General features: G+C 32.2%; 18 protein-coding genes. 14 read left to right on the forward strand and 4 right to left on the reverse strand.

Translation table 11 applies throughout. The annotated features are described in order from the left end of the window. Window positions 1-21: 21 nt before the first annotated feature. Both BUB42_RS04770 and BUB42_RS04775 read right to left on the reverse strand, forming a co-directional pair. Complete coding sequence (locus BUB42_RS04770; RefSeq protein ID WP_073017730.1) at window positions 22-603, reverse strand: LOG family protein; 582 nt, start codon at window positions 601-603, stop codon at window positions 22-24. Window positions 604-918: 315 nt separating this feature from the next. After that, window positions 919-1,416 carry a GNAT family N-acetyltransferase gene (locus BUB42_RS04775; RefSeq protein ID WP_073017868.1) on the reverse strand — a complete coding sequence of 166 codons (498 nt, stop codon included), beginning with the start codon at window positions 1,414-1,416 and terminating at the stop codon, window positions 919-921. A gap of 96 nt (window positions 1,417-1,512) precedes the next feature. Between BUB42_RS04775 and menD the strand changes: the two genes are divergently transcribed. The 8 genes from menD (at window position 1,513) to BUB42_RS04810 (ending at window position 9,977) form a co-directional block, all read left to right on the forward strand. Then, window positions 1,513-3,174 carry a 2-succinyl-5-enolpyruvyl-6-hydroxy-3-cyclohexene-1-carboxylic-acid synthase gene (menD, locus tag BUB42_RS04780; protein WP_073017870.1) on the forward strand — a complete coding sequence of 554 codons (1,662 nt, stop codon included), beginning with the start codon at window positions 1,513-1,515 and terminating at the stop codon, window positions 3,172-3,174. A 220-nt stretch (window positions 3,175-3,394) separates the two neighbouring features. Continuing rightward, window positions 3,395-4,147 (forward strand): LytR/AlgR family response regulator transcription factor, encoded by a 753-nt coding sequence (locus BUB42_RS04785; protein ID WP_073017733.1) that lies wholly within the window; start codon window positions 3,395-3,397, stop codon window positions 4,145-4,147. Further along, window positions 4,131-7,124 (forward strand): sensor histidine kinase, encoded by a 2,994-nt coding sequence (locus BUB42_RS04790; protein WP_073017735.1) that lies wholly within the window; start codon window positions 4,131-4,133, stop codon window positions 7,122-7,124. Before BUB42_RS04785 ends, BUB42_RS04790 begins: the two co-directional genes overlap by 17 nt. A gap of 172 nt (window positions 7,125-7,296) precedes the next feature. Then, window positions 7,297-7,548 (forward strand): hypothetical protein, encoded by a 252-nt coding sequence (locus BUB42_RS04795; protein WP_073017736.1) that lies wholly within the window; start codon window positions 7,297-7,299, stop codon window positions 7,546-7,548. A 53-nt stretch (window positions 7,549-7,601) separates the two neighbouring features. Next, the gene (locus BUB42_RS04800; protein ID WP_073017738.1) at window positions 7,602-8,039 is read left to right on the forward strand and encodes a hypothetical protein; all 438 of its coding nucleotides are present in this window, start codon (window positions 7,602-7,604) and stop codon (window positions 8,037-8,039) included. Window positions 8,040-8,050: 11 nt separating this feature from the next. Next, on the forward strand, window positions 8,051-9,289 hold the full coding sequence (locus tag BUB42_RS04805; RefSeq protein ID WP_073017740.1) for a hypothetical protein: 1,239 nt from the start codon (window positions 8,051-8,053) through the stop codon (window positions 9,287-9,289). 33 nt (window positions 9,290-9,322) lie between these two features. Further along, window positions 9,323-9,496 carry a hypothetical protein gene (locus tag BUB42_RS16385; RefSeq protein ID WP_170857187.1) on the forward strand — a complete coding sequence of 58 codons (174 nt, stop codon included), beginning with the start codon at window positions 9,323-9,325 and terminating at the stop codon, window positions 9,494-9,496. Between the two features lie 238 nt (window positions 9,497-9,734). Then, the gene (locus tag BUB42_RS04810) at window positions 9,735-9,977 is read left to right on the forward strand and encodes a hypothetical protein (protein WP_139257284.1); all 243 of its coding nucleotides are present in this window, start codon (window positions 9,735-9,737) and stop codon (window positions 9,975-9,977) included. Between the two features lie 348 nt (window positions 9,978-10,325). Here BUB42_RS04810 and BUB42_RS04815 read toward each other — a convergent pair whose 3' ends face one another. Together BUB42_RS04815 and BUB42_RS04820 are read right to left on the reverse strand one after the other, a co-directional pair. Further along, window positions 10,326-11,678 carry a M20/M25/M40 family metallo-hydrolase gene (locus BUB42_RS04815; protein WP_073017744.1) on the reverse strand — a complete coding sequence of 451 codons (1,353 nt, stop codon included), beginning with the start codon at window positions 11,676-11,678 and terminating at the stop codon, window positions 10,326-10,328. A gap of 531 nt (window positions 11,679-12,209) precedes the next feature. Next, entirely contained in the window at window positions 12,210-12,548 is a 339-nt protein-coding gene (locus tag BUB42_RS04820; protein ID WP_073017745.1) for a cupin domain-containing protein, read from the reverse strand. Between the two features lie 197 nt (window positions 12,549-12,745). Here BUB42_RS04820 and BUB42_RS04825 point away from each other — a divergent pair, with 197 nt between their 5' ends. The 6 genes from BUB42_RS04825 (at window position 12,746) to BUB42_RS04850 (ending at window position 19,278) form a co-directional block, all read left to right on the forward strand. Next, on the forward strand, window positions 12,746-13,600 hold the full coding sequence (locus BUB42_RS04825; RefSeq protein WP_073017747.1) for a CvfB family protein: 855 nt from the start codon (window positions 12,746-12,748) through the stop codon (window positions 13,598-13,600). A 645-nt stretch (window positions 13,601-14,245) separates the two neighbouring features. Next, the gene (locus tag BUB42_RS04830; protein ID WP_073017749.1) at window positions 14,246-15,076 is read left to right on the forward strand and encodes a 1,4-dihydroxy-2-naphthoyl-CoA synthase; all 831 of its coding nucleotides are present in this window, start codon (window positions 14,246-14,248) and stop codon (window positions 15,074-15,076) included. Between the two features lie 268 nt (window positions 15,077-15,344). Beyond that, on the forward strand, window positions 15,345-15,866 hold the full coding sequence (locus BUB42_RS04835) for a PH domain-containing protein (protein WP_073017751.1): 522 nt from the start codon (window positions 15,345-15,347) through the stop codon (window positions 15,864-15,866). Next, window positions 15,866-17,380 carry a PH domain-containing protein gene (locus tag BUB42_RS04840; protein ID WP_073017753.1) on the forward strand — a complete coding sequence of 505 codons (1,515 nt, stop codon included), beginning with the start codon at window positions 15,866-15,868 and terminating at the stop codon, window positions 17,378-17,380. Before BUB42_RS04835 ends, BUB42_RS04840 begins: the two co-directional genes overlap by 1 nt. Before the next feature lie 58 nt (window positions 17,381-17,438). Further along, window positions 17,439-18,401 carry a 1,4-dihydroxy-2-naphthoate octaprenyltransferase gene (menA, locus tag BUB42_RS04845; protein WP_073017755.1) on the forward strand — a complete coding sequence of 321 codons (963 nt, stop codon included), beginning with the start codon at window positions 17,439-17,441 and terminating at the stop codon, window positions 18,399-18,401. A 199-nt stretch (window positions 18,402-18,600) separates the two neighbouring features. After that, the gene (locus BUB42_RS04850; RefSeq protein ID WP_073017757.1) at window positions 18,601-19,278 is read left to right on the forward strand and encodes a metal-dependent hydrolase; all 678 of its coding nucleotides are present in this window, start codon (window positions 18,601-18,603) and stop codon (window positions 19,276-19,278) included. Window positions 19,279-19,411: the final 133 nt, after the last annotated feature.

Consider the following 19,411-nt stretch of genomic DNA (forward strand, 5'->3'; position numbering starts at 1 on the left):
GCAATAGTATTTTCTTTCTCGTTAAACTTTATCTGATGTGATCCATTTAGTAACCGCTGGTGCGGCGTAATTATTCATTTGGAATAAAAGATCGTCAATATTATCGCTTACAATAAGCATTTTTTGATTAATTTCTTTCAAAAAACCTTTGTCAACCATTGTTTGCAGCATATTCAATAGCGAATCATAAAAACCATTTATGTTAAGAACCCCAATAGGTTTAGTGTGCAATCCAAGTTGAGCCCAAGTTAGCATTTCAAAAAGTTCTTCCAAAGTTCCAAAACCGCCTGGCAATGCAATTACGCCATCGCAAAGCGCATTCATTTTTGTTTTTCGTTCGTGCATGCTATCAACTAAAATTAATTCAGTTAGCTGCAAATGAGCAATTTCCTTCGATTTTAAGAAATTAGGCAAAACCCCAATGACTTTTCCGCCCTCATTCAAAGCTGCGTCAGCAACTGCTCCCATGAGTCCAACTCTTGCGCCTCCGTAAACAATTTCAATGCCTTGATTGGCAAGTGTTTTACCAACTAAAATTGCCTGCGATGTAAAGATTTCTTCTGTTCCAAGACTGGAACCGCAAAACACTGTTATTCTTTTCATTTGTACTTTTTTGTAAATAATGTTTAAAGTTAGAATTTTTACAACATTCCCAATCAGTTATTATTTGAGGTACTAAAGTATTTACTCTGAATTTGAACTTGATAAATTATTAGGTTTTATAACTATTTGAGTGCTTTTGTGATTCATTTTCCAAGAATGCACAAAAACAAAACAAAATATTCTTGCGCTTTTTATCAAACTAAAGTGACTAAAAGCTTTGCGAATTTGTGACTTAGCGGCAAGAAGAATATTTTATATGTGTTTAAAATTTTTCTTTTCGTATTTTTAAACCCTCAATATTGTTAGTAGAAAAAATTATTCTAATATCAACTGCATAAAAACCGAATCGAGCCAGCGATCAAATTTATAACCTGATTCTTTAATAATTCCAACGGTTTTAAAACCAAATTTTTCATGAAATTCTACACTACTTTGATTTTCAGCATCAATAACTGCCACCATAGTATGTAGCTTCTGGTTTTTCGCAAGTTTGATCAGTTCTGCAAGTAATAATTTGCCAATTCCGTTGCCGTGATATTTCTCATTTACATAAACAGAATGTTCAACGGTAAATTTATAAGCTTCGCGAAAACGAAACTCACTATACATTCCAAAACCAATAACAATTCCTTCTGATTCCGCAACAATAACAGGAAAACCTTTGGCTAATTTGTCTTCTAAGATTAATTTTTGTTGTTCTATTGTTCGTATATTGTAGTCGTACAATGCAGTAGAGTGTAAAATATTGTAATTAATTATATCTAAAATTGCGGGAGTATCTTCTATTTTATAAGCTCGTAATTTGATTTCCATTTGCTGTTTATTTGTTTCAAAAATAATAAAAAACAACTAAAACTAAAGGAAAAAGCATTGCAAGTTTGTAACTTTGTATTTCAGAAAAATGATACAATGATTTACCCAAAAATACCTTTAGCGCAAAGCATAATCGAAATTTGTTTGGCCAAAGGAATTACCACAATAATTATTTCTCCCGGTTCTAGAAATGCTCCTTTAACGATAGGTTTTGTTAACAATCCAGCTTTTCAATGTTATAGTATTGCTGATGAACGTTCGGCTGCTTTTTTCGGAATGGGAATAGCGCAACAAACTAGAAAACCTGTGGTTTTAGTTTGTACTTCGGGATCTGCTTTACTGAATTATTATCCTGCTTTTGCGGAAGCTTTTTACAGTCAGATTCCGTTAATCGTAATTTCAGCAGATCGTCCGCAAAGCAAAATTGACATTGGCGACGGCCAAACCATTCGTCAAGAAAATGTTTTTGAAAACCACTCTTTGTATAACGCAAACTTACTAGCAGATGTCTCTGTTGAAAATGATGTAAAAATCAATGACGCGATAAACATTTCTATTACAAAAAAAGGACCTGTTCACATTAATGCTCCTTTTGAAGAACCTCTTTACGAAATTGTTTCAGAGCTTTCTGTAAATGTAAATAATATTGCTTTCGCAAAAGATACGCAGGAAATTTCCATTCAAGATCTTGCTCAATATGCGAGTATTTGGAATCAATCAACTAAAAAAATGATTTTAGTTGGTGTTAATGATCTTAATAGTATTGATCAAGAAATTAGTAACGCTTTTGCAGAAGATGAATCGGTTGTTGTGATGACAGAAACAACATCTAACTTGCATCACGATACGTTCATCAATAATATAGATACGATAATAACCCCTTTTTCAACTGATGATTTTGAATATTTTCAACCAGAAATACTTGTCACTTTTGGGGGAATGATTGTTTCCAAGCGAATCAAAGCATTCCTGCGAAAATACAAACCAAAACACCATTGGCATATTGATACGCTCAGAGCTTACGACACTTTTGGTGCATTGACTCATCATTTTGAATTGGGACCAAATACTTTTTTCAAAGCTTTTTTACCATTAACAACAGTAATTAGCAGTGATTATTTCGTTAAGATGGATGCTGTAAAACAATTGCGATTAGCAAAACACGAAATCTACTTGTCGAAAATTCCTTTTTCTGATTTTGTGGTTTTTGAGAAAGTAATTCAAAGTTTACCAGAAAATAGTCAGTTGCAAATCAGCAATAGTTCAGCCATCAGATATGCACAATTAATTGATATTAATCCGTTAATCGAAGTATATTGTAATCGTGGAACGAGCGGAATTGATGGTAGTACATCGACTGCAATTGGCGCGGCTGTTGCCAATAAAAAACAAACAGTTTTCATCACTGGTGATATTAGTTTTCTATACGATAGCAATGCTTTATGGAATAGTTACATCCCTAGAAACTTTAAAATCATTCTAATAAATAATGGTGGTGGTGGTATTTTTAGAATTTTGCCTGGACATGAAGAAAGTCCTGTTTTTAATACCTTTTTTGAAACTTCCCATTGTTTGACAGCCGAACATTTGGCAAAAATGTATGGTTTTGATTATTCAATCGCTAGCAACGAAACGAGTTTAACTAGCAGCTTGACGACTTTATATGCTCAAAATGAAAGACCTTGTATTTTAGAAATTTTCACGCCGACATTAAAAAATGATAGTATTTTGCTACAGTATTTTAGGGAGTTGGTGTAGATGGTAATTATCTAATAAAGAGCACGATTGTAATTAATAGGGCAGCTGAATTACTGACATTATGCAATCAGTTCAATTAGTACTGAAATTCTATAATAAAATCCTCCAAAAGACAAATAGTAGCTTCCGTTCATTTTTACTACCTTTTTATGTGATTTTTTATTGGGAACTAAATTAATATCCTATTTTAGTCTTTTTCAAATTCCATAAGTTTTTTTTCATGAAAATAAAGGTTATTATTGTTGATGATGAATTGCATGCTCGTAGTTTTCTAAGAAAATTTTGTGAGCGTTATTATAATGAAAGTATTGAAGTACTTGATGAATGCAATTCAGTAGAAAGTGCCGTTAGATCTATAAAAAAAAATCAGCCTGATTTAGTTTTTTTGGATATTGCTATGCCTGACGAGAATGGATTTGAATTACTAAAGTATTTTGATAAAATCAACTTCGAGATAATTTTTACCACTGCGTACAAAGAATTTGCCATTCAAGCTATAAGAAATAGTGCTTTGGATTATTTAGTTAAACCTATTAATAATGAAGATTTTCAAGTAGCAATTTCTCGTTTTGAATTTAAAAAAGACACTAAAATTGATTTTGATCGATTTAAATTGCTAACAGATAACATCAATAACCAGTTTGTAGATAAGCAAAGAATTGTGTTTCCCACTAAAAATGGTTTTGAAGTAATTCAGGCCAACACTATTGTTTACTGTAAATCTGATGGTTCTTACACAAGTATTCATACCATTGAAAAAGAACATTTTACCTCTAAAACGTTTAAGGAAGTTTGCGAAATACTTGTAGAATCGCACTATATTAAAGTCCATAGAAGTTTCTTAATAAACAAAAATTATATCAAAGGATTTAAAACAGATGACTATAATTTAGAAATGATTACCGGTCATATTATTCCTGTTTCGGATGCATTATTTACAAAAAAGAAGCTAATCGATGCCATTACGAATTAGGTTTTCACTTTGCTTTTTGTTTCTGGCGTTTCAATCTTTGTTAGCACAATATTTCCCTTCAAAAAATTATTCTACAACAGACGGTTTGCCTAATAATGCCGTACGCGCTCTTTTTTTAGATTCAAAAAGTGTATTGTGGATTGGTACAGAAAATGGAGTTGCTATAATGGAAAACGGATCTTTTTTAACTATAGATGAATCAAATGGACTAGGGCATAATAGCTGTTGGGATATTTCTCAAGATGCTAATGGAAAGATGTGGTTTGCGAGTTACGGCGGTGGAGTAAGCAAATATGACGGAAAGAAATTCACCGTTTTTACTACTAAAAATGGTCTACCAGCGGATAAAACTAGAAAAGTATTTCCTTTTAAAAATAAAATGTATGTTGGTACAGAGCAAGGCGTTTCTATTATCGATATCAATAGCCATAAAGTAGTCACGCCAAAAGTTCCCGCTCACAAGGAGGATTTTATTTGTATTTCCTTTTTTGAATATAAAAATGAAGTTTATTTCACATCTATTTTTGAGGGATTATTTAAAATAGATGAATCTGGCAAAACACCGCAGATTATCTCAATTAAGCGGCACGAAAAATCATATTGTTTGGGTCTTTTTGGAACCACTTTATATACCGCTAATGATGGTTTTCTTAGTAAGTTTGATATTCAAAATATTGCGAATGGTAATTGGACTTCTTCTAAATTCGGAAAATCAGTAGTTTGGCAATTTGCGCAAGATAAACGAAATAGTATTTATGCAGCAGCTTGGGGAATTTTCAGCCCTGATGGCGGACTATATCGAATTTTGGATGATGAAATGATTGATGTTTCTGATTTTTATGGAATTGATTCGAAAGTTATCTTGAATGTGGTTTATGATAAAAGCAAAGATATTTTATATGTAGGTTCTAATGACAAAGGAGTTTACGAAGTTCGATTAGATCAAATGATTGATTATAATTCCTTTAAAGGAAAATCAATTATAGATTTTGAAGTATTTAACGATCAAAAGCTTATTTTACATAACAGAGGAATTTCTTTTTTAGATTCGAAAGGAGCGATTTTAAAAACAGTTTTACGTTCTGATTTTAAGAACAGCGAACTTTCTTTCCTTAAAAAAGGGAAAAATAGTGTAAGCAAACAAGGTGTTGAATCCAGAGATTTTGAATTAAATTTTAACATTCCTGCTGATGCGATTGAGTTTTATGAAATGGTAAAGCATAAAAATTCGATCTGGGTTAGCAGTAATATTGGGATCTTTGAAATAAACCAACACGGAAAAATAATTGCGTACATTCCTAAGCATAGTTTGAAATTTGGATTTACTACTAACGATAAATTCATTGAAACCATTACTTATGCAGGAGTCCGAGTGTATGATGACATATATAATTTAAAAGGCAAGCATTATTCAAAGTTCGAAAAAAATACTCCGCAATACATTGTTAAAATTCTGAATAACAATAATAAAACCTATTTGCTTTCTGTGTTTAATGGACTATATGTGTTTCATAACAATCAATTTCAATCGTATTTAGCTGACGGAATTTGGAAAGAGAAAAAATTCAAACACATCACTGTTAATGAAAAAGGGCAGCTAATTTTGGCAGCCGAATTCGGGAATGTTTTTATAGTGGACGACAAAAAATCATTTGAAATTTTAAAAACTATTGCTAAAAAAGACTTGGTTGGAAATACAATTCTATTTCTCGAAGCCTACAAAGATTTCATCCTTATTGGAACTGAAAAGGGCTTAAATATTTATCACAACGGAATAATTAGATTAATTGATAAAGAACAAGGTCTAAAAGATGGTGCGGTTACAACCTCTCAGATTTTTGAAAATCAATTGTGGTTGGGTACTAAAAATGGCTATTATGTTGTTGATTTAGATAAAGTGGTACAGGAACAAATTACAGTTGATGCCATCGGTATTAGCAGTTTGGCAATTAATGGTATTGCACTGCCAAAAGAAAAATACAGGTGGTTTCAATATGCATCTAATAAGTTAGTTTGCGATTATAAAAATAATTCATTTGCTATTAATTTTATTCCAAAAGGACACCTATTTCCCAATAAATTAAAGTATCGTTATCGTCTAAAAAGTAGTAACCGTTGGAGTCCGTATAGTGATAAAACGAATTTGTATTTATCGTATTTGCCTTATGGGAATTACACAATTGAAGTAGAAGTTTTTGATTCGAATGCCGGTAAAGCCACTATTTTTAAGTTGTTGAATATTCAAATTCAGCCGCCATTTTGGTTGACTTGGTGGTTTATTGTGTTGTTTTGCATAGTAATAATTTGCTTTTTGGTTACAATTATTTTACGGTACAAGTTTAAAGCCAAAGAAAAGGCTCGAATCGAAAAACGTATTGCAGAGACGGAGTCGGACGTTTTATTGAATCAAATGAACCCGCATTTTATGTTCAATGCTATTAATACGATTCAACATTTTATTATCAGCAATGATGTCGATAGTTCGCTCAATTTTGTCAGCAAATTATCGGGATTGATGCGTCAAACTTTAGAAAATTCATTAGAAAAGAGAATAACTATTGCCGAAGAAATTAATTACCTCAAAGGCTATATCCAAATTGAAAATATGCGATTTGGTAATCGTATTGCGGTTGATTTTCAAATCGACCCCAACATTGATTGTAGTTTATACAAAATTCCCACCATGACGCTACAACCTTTTGTAGAAAATGTGTTTGTTCACGCCTTCAACGACAATTCACAAGATCCCAAGTTACAGCTTTCTTTTCAAATGAAAACTAATGCAGTAATGGTATGTAAAATCATCGATAATGGTAAAGGGAGTGCATCCTTTACAAAAGTAAAACTTCATAAATCGAAAGGTATTTCATTAACAAAAGAACGGTTGTCACTACTGCAACCTGAAATAGAGAATCCTATCACAATTGAATACTCCGAAACTCAAGGAACAACGGTTTATATTTTGTTAGCTATTTAAAAATTGAGTATTTTAAGAAAGCTCTTGCCAAGATTTGGTAAGAGCTTTTTTAGTTTAAAAACCACAAAAGGGGTTTTGTAAGATAAAAAGGGGTTTTGGTAAGATAAGTAATTGTAAAAAGTATTAGTTTATATTTTTGAAGAACAATTAACCAATCAAAAAATTAAACCCTATGTCAAATTTTTATTGTGAATACTGCGGAACAAAAAGTTCCAGTATATCGAGTTTAACAGGAAGTTCCTGCAGCCGACATCCACTTGGAGGTAATAAAGGCAGGCACAAATTATATGAAGGAAGTGAAAAATCAAAATACAGCTGTAAGTATTGCGGAACCTCATCTTCCTCCATTTCAAGTCTAACAGGAAATTCATGTTCAAGACATCCGAACGGGAGTAATAAAGGGAAACACGCAGCGGCGTTGTAATTACATAAGTTTTCTGAATATAATTTATTTTGTTAACCAAAAGCACATCAATTATGAATGATCAAAATTTTGTTTCAAAGTTTGAAAGAATATATGAAAATACTAATGTTGCATTACAAAATGTTGACACTGCATTCGAAAATTATAATTCTATTTTTTCCCAAGTTGATTATACAGTAGATAAGATAGGAATGATAATCCTTCAAGCTAAAGAAATTGAAAAATCGATAAAAATTATGGATTGTCAAGTTGAAATAATGTGTAAAGAATTTGACATGAGAATCGAAAAATGTAAAATTCAAGCAAATTTAATACAAAATGTTCTGCCGAGCTTTTCTAATACTACAAATTCGATTTTGAATGAAATATTGAATATGGATAGTTATAGTAACGATCATAATTATATAAGACATAGGTCAGAATTAATTGGAACTTTACGGAGCACATCTGATAATATTACTAATATGGTAATAACTTTTATGTCAATTTAAAAAAAAAGGTTATGAGTTATACAATACAAGAGAAACTTAAGGGTTTAAGGACGGACATTGATTTGATAGAAAAGGAAATAATTATTATTTCTGAATTGGCTGCTGAAGTTTCAGAAAAATTTCAAGGTTTAGCAAATAATATTCAAAATTTATCGGGTATTGTCGGTTTTTTTGCAGGTAGAAAAGCTGGAGGTGCTACTAATTTAATTGGAGGAGCTATTGGATTCTTTGGGGATATCTATGCTGGGATGAAACATGATGAGGCACTTGCTAAATTAGCTCCGAAAAAGTTAGCCTTATCAAGAGCAAAGTTGGAAACAATTACAAATTTTCGAGATTTACTTGATAATAATAGTGAAAATTATTGGAAATTATTCCTTGTAGAAGCTAACAGACAATACAATACTGATCAGCAAGATGAATTTGTTATGCTTTATGGTGAATCGTGCAACGATGCATTCTACCTCTTTGTTATGAACTTTTATCTGATTCAGGTTTGTGATTATATGTTAGAACAATTTAAATCTTGGGGATGGTCAAACGGAAAAAATGACAGCACCACTGCTGTAAAACCAAATAAAACCTATGTATTAGAAGAGATTGTAACAAATGTAATTTTGCCTAACACCAGTTTTCTCGAAGCTGTGTCAAGTAAAGAGTCAAGTGGCGGAATTTGGTTAATGTCTCAACACGAATCTCTTTTCGCAGTTTTATTGCAAAAAATAGTAAGTGAAGCAGAGAATGATGACGCAAATAATAAAAAAAGGGTAGCCAATAAAAAATCTTTTATTGCTTTAAAAAAAGATTTAAAAGCAATGAAAAATATTGAAAACGAAGATCCTGCTATCTGGTTAAAAGGAAATAAAGTTTATCAACAAGCCAACTCCGTGTGCAAAATTACTTCAATAAATCACTATTTATTTAAATATTTTTTTATTGGAATATTTTGCTTTTTATTATTGCCAATTACGGAAATATTAGATTACGATTTATCATACATATATCAAAAAGTCGTTGAGAAATTAATATTGGCTTTATTTGTAGCATTAATTTTGAGTGGTGTAGCAAGAATTTTACTTTGGGCTAAAGAAAGCGATGATGGAAGTAAATCAATCTATTACTACATATTTTATTTATTTATTTCTGTTTTCACTCTCGGTTTGATGCCTATTTTAATTTTTAGATATCAGAAAAAAGAAAAAAATTATGGTATATTTTTAGTTCAATTAAACGGAACAATAAATAGTTGATTAAGCGGATAATCTGTAGAGTTAAAAAAACAATTGTCTTCAATCGAAGATTTAAATGAAAACGAACAAGAGCACATTGAAGAGTATCAGGAACTTCTAATAGATGGTAGTATATCTGATAAAGAAAGAAAAATGTTAAACAGAATGGCTACTAGGCTAGCTATTCCAGAGGAAAGAGTGAGTGAATTGGAAACCATTTACACTTAAACTATTTCTTTTTTTAGAGAAAAGATTAAATTAGTTAAGCCTTTAACACTAATAGTTAAAGGCTTTTGTTGTTCAATAGACAGAACGAGGCGTTCATCACTTTAAAATAGGTGTTAACAAAGTGTTTAATGAAAATGGAAAGAGTTGTTTTATTTTTGTGTTCCAAATCATAAGGTGTTTTGCTGCTGTTTTAAAAAAAATAATAGCGACAATTCAATCTTATTCAAATCACACAACTATGCTACCACTAAAAAAAGGTCTTAAAGTTATTTCATTTACATTAAGGATTTCAGCTGTAATATTGCTAATCTCTTTTGGAGTATTTTGGCTTTTGGATATACTATTCTCAAACATAAATTATCAGAATGAAGGACCATATTGGCTAGCTTGTATCTTTATTATTTTTGGAACCTATAGCTTTTTATGGAAGCAAATTATCAGGTTTACTGGATTTAATGAAATCATAGAATTAGAAAATTAAAAGTAAAACTACTTTTTTTGATATACTATTTTCCTTGTTCGTTGAGTGGGATAAATTCTTATTTAAATTTTTGGGTCTGAAAGCTCGATAACTGAAATAAAATTATTATTTATCAGTATAAGAGAAAAATTAATTGAGAAGTACATATCCAATTTGATAGAGAAATGTGGTGTAAATTAAAAAATTCGGCTTTTCTCTCTATAATAGTTACTAAGCGGCAATTTTTGTGCTGACAATCCATCCAACAAATTAAAATAAATGTGCAAAAGTATTATTGAAGATTTAAATGATGTCTATAAAAAAAGCGTTTGCCCAAGCAAACGCTTTTTAGTTTTATAACTATAATTTTTATCTAATCGGCACTGGAAAAACAGCCAAACTAGAATGTCCGAATTCATCAACGCTCTGTACGGCGAAGAAAAAATTATCTTTGGAATAAGGGATTTCTGCTTTTATGTCTTTTACAAAAATTGTTTTTTCCCAGTGAGATGATGCTGTTTCTCTAATCAAAATATTATAACCATAAACTGGTTTGCCGGCTGGAGCTGTCCAGAGTAAAGTCGAAAAATTAGTCAAGTCTTTTACTTCAATTCCTACGTTTGTTGGCGTTTTTGGTGACCAAGCCAAATTACTGAAAGTAGCCAAATTAGAACAAGTTACTTTTTTCATATATTCGAAATCCATAAATTCAGGTAAATCGCCGAATTGTACGCTATTTTCTTTTCGAACGTCTTGATGTTGGTGATTGTAGTTTTCATTCATTTCGCAAAAACGAATCGCCGTAAACCCATTTTGACTAAAAGGAGTATGATCGCCGCCTCGTAAAAAACGATCGTTGCGATATACCAAATTGATGTCTAATTGTTCTACATATTGATTGGTAACCGTTTTTATATATCGCGCTAATTGTCTTGACGGACTGTCGTTATCGCGATTAGTTGACTTACGCATTTTGGATTCGGCTTCTGTTTCCAGATACGGAATAGTTTCGCTAAAAACACGAACTTGGGTGTTGTCTCTAAGTAAAGTTCCGCTAGACAAACTGTTTCCTATCATGTCATTATTGATCATAGCGACTACATTCCATTTTCCTTCTTTCGCAACATCCGCTAAATGTTTTGCGCCATATAGTCCTTGCTCTTCGCCCACTACGGCAACAAAAATCAAGGTGAATGGAAATTCTCTTTTGCTCATAATTCTGGCAAGTTCCATCATTGCTGCAACTCCAGAAGCATCATCATTTGCACCAGGAGCATCAATTTTAGAATCCATTACATCCGAAGCACGAGAATCTAAATGTCCGCTAATTATTAAAACTCGATCATCTGTAGCATCAGTTCCTTTTAAAGTGGCCATTACATTCCCAAGCTGGGTATCAGCAGCAATACGGCGTCCATCAGCTTTTATCGTAAAGAAATCAATTTTAGAGGTCAATCTTCCATTAGATTCAAGCGCGTATTTGTCAAACTCTGATTTAACCCAGCGTTGTGCTGCTCCAATTCCACGAGTATTGCTCTTAGTGTCGCTCAATGTATGTCTCGTTCCAAAAGTTACGAGTTTACGAACAGTGGCTTCCATGTTTTCCGATTTCACTTCAGAAATCATTTTTTTTATTTCGGGATCATCAACGGTGGTTTGCGCAATAGTAAATTGGGAATTTAAGAGTAATAGAAATAAACAGACGAGTGAAGTTGTTTTCATTTAAGTTTTTTTTAGTTGCCCAAAGTTAATAAAAAATGATAATAAACTTTCTCAGGTACAGGATTTAGCATTTGTTGAGCATTTAAATTTAAAAGGTATTTTTTTTAGGTTTTTTATTAGAGTCCAAGAGAAGCAATCATGCGTTTTAGGTCCAGCTAATGCATACAGTTAAACAAAATTTGCTTTCTATCAAAATTTTGTGTTCCTAAGAAAGAACCATCAAATACAAAAGCAAAACTTATCTGTTTTTCTATTTCTTCTACGGATTTAAAAACTACCTTATTTGTTTTCAATATTTATTTAAGGAAAGCGTTGTAAAAATAAGTTTTCTATTGCAGCCCCGATAGAAGCAAGTATCCTGCGCTTTTGGGCGCAGATACTGCGAATAGCGGGAGAGAAAGTGAGCTGAATGACAAATTTTCTGCTCCTAAAAATGAAAAATCAATTTGAATATTCAAAACTTATGAGAATTTGCATATTTTGCTTTTCAAAATGGTATAACTCAAATACCGTAATCAATTTTTGAGTTATTTATTCCAAAACTTTTTTTACTCTTGCAACAGTGTCCAGTTTTGACAAAGTCAATCTTACAATACTATCTTCTTCGGCCAGTAAATCATGCGGAATATTAGCATCTAGAGAGATTAAATCTCCTGTTTTCAATGTCATTTTCTCACCTTCTGCACCAAAAGTTATCCATCCTTGATGAATTTCTACGGTGATAGGATAGCCTGCTTTATGTTCTTTCATCAACTGACCTTTTCGAAACAATATTCTAATCTCCTTTGATGTTTCTGTTTCCATCATGACATCAATGGCAACTTTATCTTCATTGTACTCGAGTTCTTTTCTTAGGGAGGCTGTTTTCATTATCAATATTTTTAGTAATTTTTAAATATTTTTTAATAATGCGAAGGTCAAGAAAATATGGTTCTAGCAATATAATTGATGCAAGCTTCGCTACTTTTAAAGATAGGTTTTTATAACGCTAAAGTAAAATTATTCGTCAATTAAATCTTTGTACCTTTGCATTTGATAAAGTTAGAAATGACTAAGAATTTAAGAAAATGATTGAAATAGGAAAATACAATACGCTTACCATTTTACGGGATACCAAAGTGGGTTTGTTTTTGGGAAATCCCGAGCAAGATCCTGAGGGAATTCACGATATTTTATTACCCAATAAATATGTACCAAATGATTTTGAAATAGGCGAGGAGCTCATCGTTTTCGTATATTTAGACCATGAAGAAAGACCTGTTGCTACAACTCTAGAACCTTATATATTGCTGAATGAATTTGCACTTTTGCGTGTGAATTATACCAATCAAGTGGGTGCTTTTATGGATTGGGGAATGGAAAAAGATATTTTAGTTCCGTTCAAAGAGCAGGCGCGTCCTATGGAAAAGGGAAAACGCTATTTAGTGTACCTCTACATGGACGAACAAACAAATCGATTAGTTGCTTCAAGTAAAACCAATCAGTTTCTTAAAAATGAAGAGCTGACTGTAGAAAAAGGCGAAGAAGTTGATTTGATAGTTTCGCATATTACTGAAATTGGAATTAATGTAATCATAAACGAAAAGTATAAAGGACTGATGTATAAGGATGAAGTTTATGATGACGCCATTCGTACGGGCGACCGAATGCGAGGTTACATTAAAACGATTCGTCCCGATAATAAAATTGATGTCGCATTGCAAATTCAAGGTTATGAAAGTATTGAACCAAATGCAGATAAAATATTAGAGGAACTTAGAGCCAGCAGAGGTTTTTTGAGATTGACTGATAATTCACATCCAGAGGATATTAAAACGGTTTTGAAAATGAGTAAAAAAACGTTTAAAAAAGCGGTTGGTGCTCTTTATAGGGAAAAATTAATCGAAATTAAGGAAGACGGAATTTATTTGGTAAAAGAATAAAAAAAGAAAGACTAATCGGAAACGGTTAGTCTTTCTCCCTTTAATGCTAGTTTAGAATAGTTTATCCTAACCGCAAAAAAAATCAAATTAAAAGTTTTTTGTCATCAAATTTTAAACCAACTGTCGTTTCGTTATGCATCTAAGTTCACAGTTAACCAATGGTTTTTTTTATTTATTGAAAGTTTATTTTCTAAAAATAATTTTATTAATGTTTCGCTTTTGCAACAACAAGAAAAATAAATCTTTTACTTCAACCGTAGGTGTTACTTTTTAGAAATTGCTAAAATGGCAATTGATTTTTTCGTTAACTCGGTTTTAAACGTTCTTGCAATCTTATGATTAATTAGCATCGTCGAAAAAGGAGCGACATCATTTTTAATTGTACTCAATGCATTCTTCTTTTAGGTTAATAAATCGTTTTAGGATCACCAGTTAATAACATAAATAAATTCTATTTATCTTATTAACCTGTATTAAAGTTAATAACAAATACAATAGACGACTGTTAAAATTTTCATTTTATATTGATTTTTAACATTCAAAACCCTTTCATCAGAGAAGGATTACCGTAAGGATTGTGTGCAAGAATAGCTATAGTGCAAAAAATGATTTATTTTTACGGTAAAATAATTTAAAGCTATAATAATGGATTGGATTACCGCTAAAGAATACGAAGATATCACTTATAAAAAGTGCAATGGCGTGGCTAGAATCGCTTTTAATAGACCCGATGTACGCAATGCTTTTCGTCCAAAAACAACTGCCGAACTTTATAACGCTTTCTATGATGCTCAGGAAGATACGTCTATAGGTGTTGTTTTGTTATCTGCAGAAGGACCTTCTTCTAAGGATGGCATTTATTCTTTTTGTAGCGGTGGCGATCAAAACGCACGTGGACATCAAGGATACGTAGGCGATGACGGCCAGCACCGATTGAATATTCTCGAGGTGCAACGACTAATTCGCTTTATGCCAAAGGTTGTAATTGCAGTTGTTCCTGGTTGGGCTGTAGGTGGCGGACATAGTTTGCATGTAGTTTGTGATTTAACTTTAGCCAGTAAGGAACATGCTATTTTTAAACAAACAGATGCGGACGTTACTAGTTTTGATGGAGGTTATGGTTCTGCTTATTTAGCTAAAATGGTGGGCCAAAAGAAAGCAAGAGAGATCTTTTTTTTAGGTCGGAATTATTCTGCACAAGAGGCCATGGATATGGGAATGGTTAATGCGGTAATTCCGCATGACGAATTAGAGGACACAGCTTACGAATGGGCTCAGGAAATTTTACAAAAATCTCCAATGGCAATCAAAATGCTAAAATTTGCAATGAATCTTACAGACGACGGAATGGTAGGACAACAAGTATTTGCTGGAGAAGCAACACGATTAGCTTATATGACTGAAGAAGCTAAAGAAGGTAGAAACGCCTTTTTAGAGAAAAGAAAACCGAATTTTGAGAAAAAGTGGCTGCCTTAAGGTAGTGGTCAGTGGTCAGTATTTAGTGATCAGCGGCAGAGGTCAGTGTTCAGGGATCAGTTGCAGAGGTCAGAAAAGTTAGTGGTCAGTGGCAAGTATATAGTGATTAATTTATGCTATACAAATTAATTAAATAGTTCTAATCACTGCAATAAAATCAAACGATACAAAATAAATTAGCGCTTTTGTGCCTTAACGGCAAAATTACAACCTACCGTTGCTCATAAAACGAAAAAATTTGTCTTAGCAGTAAAAATAAAACTATTAAATGGAAAATTTTACAAACGAAACGATTGATACAACCCAACTTCCGAAATTTGAAGAAGTTATTTTCACACCGCTTCATTCGAAGTATTTTACGGTGGTTGTAATCAATTTGGTAATAATTATTGCAATATTAATGTTGGTTCCCACTGTGTTCTCTTTCTTCAGACCTGAACTGTTCTCGGGGAGATTGTGGTTAATTATTGGTGCAATACTTCCTGTAGTTTTTATTTGGATAACAACATTTTCAATATTAGGATATAAAAGAAAAGGCTTTGCTTTTAGAGAGCATGACGTGCTGTATAAAAGTGGCGTAATCGCAACAAATACAATCGTAATTCCTTACAATAGAGTCCAGCATGTAGCTTTACATGAAGGACTAATTTCGCGTTATTTAGGTTTAGCCAAAGTAGAAATTTTTACCGCTGGTGGAAGTTCGAGCGATCTTGAAATACCTGGAATTGATAAAGAACAAGCCGAAAAGATTAAGCAATTATTAATGGGTAAAATTCAAAAACAATTGTAATGAGTACTGATTTTAGTTTGCCTCAAAGACAATCCGTTGTTGGGATTTGGGTTTTGTTTTTTTACTCACTTCAGCGCTATGGTCGCGCATTTTGGCCTATAATTTTAATTTACGCTTTTAGATTTAATGAGGTAAATAAAATTTATTTAGTTCTTTCATTAGTCGCCGTATTTACTGCGATTGGAATCATTTCTTATTTGAAATACCTAAACTTTACATTTGCTTTAGATTCTGAAAATAAAGAATTTATTATTAATGAAGGCATTATTAATAAAACTAAGACCGCGATTCAGCTCAATAAAATCCAACAAGTAAATATCAATCAATCATTTATTCAACGATTAATAGGTGTTTACGAACTTAATGTTGATACAGCAGGAAGTAATAAAAAGGAAGGTGCTATAAAAGCTATTTCCCATAAATTAGCTTTAGAGTTGAAATCGCGTTTATTAGACAACGACCTGAAATCAAGTTATATCAATAGTGAACTTATTTCTGAGGACGACTCTACAGCTGAATCTGTCGATGTTCTACAGCCTTTTCTAAAAATCAGTTTTTTAAGTTTGTTGAAAGTTGGTATCACTTCTAACTATGGACGAAGTATTGCATTATTGCTATTGTTTTTTAGTACTATTTACGAGAATTTTTTAAAGTTTGGAGATGATGATGATGTTTACAAAGAGAAATTTGGAGATTACATCGATCAAAATCTAGTATTGCAATCGATACTTTTGTTCATTTTTTGGTTGATTTTTATTGTTTTAATTGTCAATATTTTTCGAACAATTTACAAGTATTATAATTATGTTATAGTTCGGCAAAATGGATCTTTACTACTATCCTTTGGATTAATAAGCACTAAAAGCACTATTTTAAAACCTGAAAAAGTTCAAATCGTCGTTAGTTCAAGAAATTTTTTCCAAAAGAAAATGGAAATTTTAGAACTAAAAATTAAACAAGCAACAAGTGGTGAAAAAGAACAAAGTAGTTCAGCCATAGAAATTCCTGGATGCAGTGAAGCGGAAGGAAATGAGATTTTAAATTTATTATACCAAAAGATTCCTACCAAAGGTTTAATGTTGAAACCCAATTGGCGTAAACTTATTTTTTCAATATTTCTAACAATAGGATTACCTTTGTTCGCGTTCATCGCAATTGGATCTTATATTGATTCTTCTATTTTTGATTATGCTTTTTTGGCTCCAATTTATGTGATTTGTATTGGATTAATTCAATATTTTAAATTTGTAAATAATAGATTATTCATTAACAAAGATTTCATTATTAAGCAAAGCGGGGCTTGGGACGTGAAAAAGGAAATAATTAAACCCAGCAAAATTCAAGCGGTTTCAACTTCACAACTTTTTTGGCATAAAAAATTAAATATAGGGTCGGTAATATTGCATACTGCTGGTGGAGATATTGCTTTTCAATTAGGAGATTATATCGTATTAAAGCAGTACATCAATAAATGGTTGTATGAAATCGAAACTTCTGATAGCAATTGGATGTAGTTTCAAAAAAACTAAAAAAGAAAATTTACCATAAAGATTAAAATATAAATAAAAAGAAATGAAACATTGGATTGAAGCAGCTCGATTAAGAACATTGCCATTATCGGTATCGGGAATAATTGTTGGAAGTATGTACGCGTTGGCAAATCCAACAGAAAATATCTTGACACCAACAGAAGTTTTTAATTGGCGACTTTTTGGTTTTGCTATTTTAACTACGTTAGGTTTACAAATACTTTCAAATTTTGCAAATGATTACGGCGACGGTTTGAAAGGAACAGATAATGATGATAGAGTAGGTCCAAAACGGACTATTCAAAGCGGTGTAATTTCTCCAAAAGAGATGAAGCGCGCCATAATTATGACTTCATTTTTGACGTTGCTTTCTGCTATTTTATTAATTTATTATGCTTTTGCCGATACAAATATCGTTTATTCATTGTTCTTCTTAGTGCTTGGTATTTTAGCGATTGTTTCAGCAATACGTTACACAGTGGGCGATACAGCTTATGGATATAAAGGATTTGGCGATTTATTTGTCTTTATATTTTTTGGGTTGGTAAGTACTTTAGGAGTCAATTTTTTATATTCAAAACAGTTAGACGCTATATTATTTTTGCCAGCAATTGCAATAGGATTATTGAGTGTTGGCGTTTTAAATTTGAATAACATGCGAGACGAAGCATCGGATAGAAAATCTAATAAAAATACGATTGTTGTTAAAATTGGTGGAGCTAAAGCAAAAAAATACCATTACTTTCTTATCATTTCAGCAATGATTTTGATCGTTTTATTTGCAGTATTGAGTGATTTTAACTTTGATCAATACCTGTTTTTACTGGCTTACATTCCTTTGACTAAACATTTAATTACCGTTAGTAAAAATCAAGAGCCTAGATTGTTAGATCCTGAATTAAAAAAATTAGCGTTGAGCACCTTTGCACTTTCAATTTTGCTGGCACTCTGTATGATTTACTTTTTTTCGGATCTGATTGTAAATACAGTGATGGGCGGAAGATAAAGTAGTTTGCGACAGAAAGAAAAATTTAAAAATGGAATTTACTTTTAATATCGACATAATTTTTGAAATTAATTATTTCTCCAAGCTTTTATGAAGACTTATAAACGAATTAAAATCAAATTACATTAAAAAATCTGCAAATCTGCGGTGAAATTTTGCTTATCGCTAAATTCAATAACATTTAACAAAACACAAAAACATGAAAATAACTTTCTACGGTCATGCTTCATTAGGAATTGAAATTGGTGGTAAGCACATTTTAGTTGATCCTTATATTACTGCTAATCCAAAAGCGGCTCACATTGATATAAGTAGCTTAAAAGCTGATTATATCTTGCTTACGCACGCACACGGCGATCACATTCTTGATGTTGAGACAATTGCTGGTAGAACGAATGCAGTAATTGTTTCTAATGCTGAAATTGCTGGTTATTATGCGTCAAAAGGCTTTCAATCTCATCCCATGAATCATGGTGGGAGTTGGAATTTTGATTTTGGAAAAGTAAAATATGTGAATGCTATTCACTCCAGTTCGTTTCCTGATGGAAGTTATGGAGGCAATCCCGGTGGTTTTGTGATTGAGGGCGAACACAAGAATATATACATTGCTGGCGATACGGCGCTAACAATGGACATGAAACTGATTCCCCTGCGTACAAAACTTGATTTGGCTATCCTGCCAATAGGAGATAATTTTACAATGGATGTTGAGGATGCAATTATCGCTTCGGATTTCTTAGAATGTGATAAAATTCTTGGTTACCACTTTGATACTTTTGGGTACATCGAAATCGATCACGAGGATTCCATTCGTAAATTTTTCAATAAAGGAAAAGATTTAATGTTACTAGAAATAGGGAATTCGATTGAGTTGTAATTTTTTTTTGGAGCTATTCCAGCTCCCGACGCTTTGGGACGTTTCAATCTTTTATAAAGCTTCCAGCCTTTAGCAGGCTGGGAGCTTTATAAAAGGATTTCCACTTTAAACGGAGTTCACTGAATACCAAATA

The organism is Flavobacterium micromati, assembly GCF_900129585.1.
Lineage (GTDB): Bacteria > Bacteroidota > Bacteroidia > Flavobacteriales > Flavobacteriaceae > Flavobacterium > Flavobacterium micromati.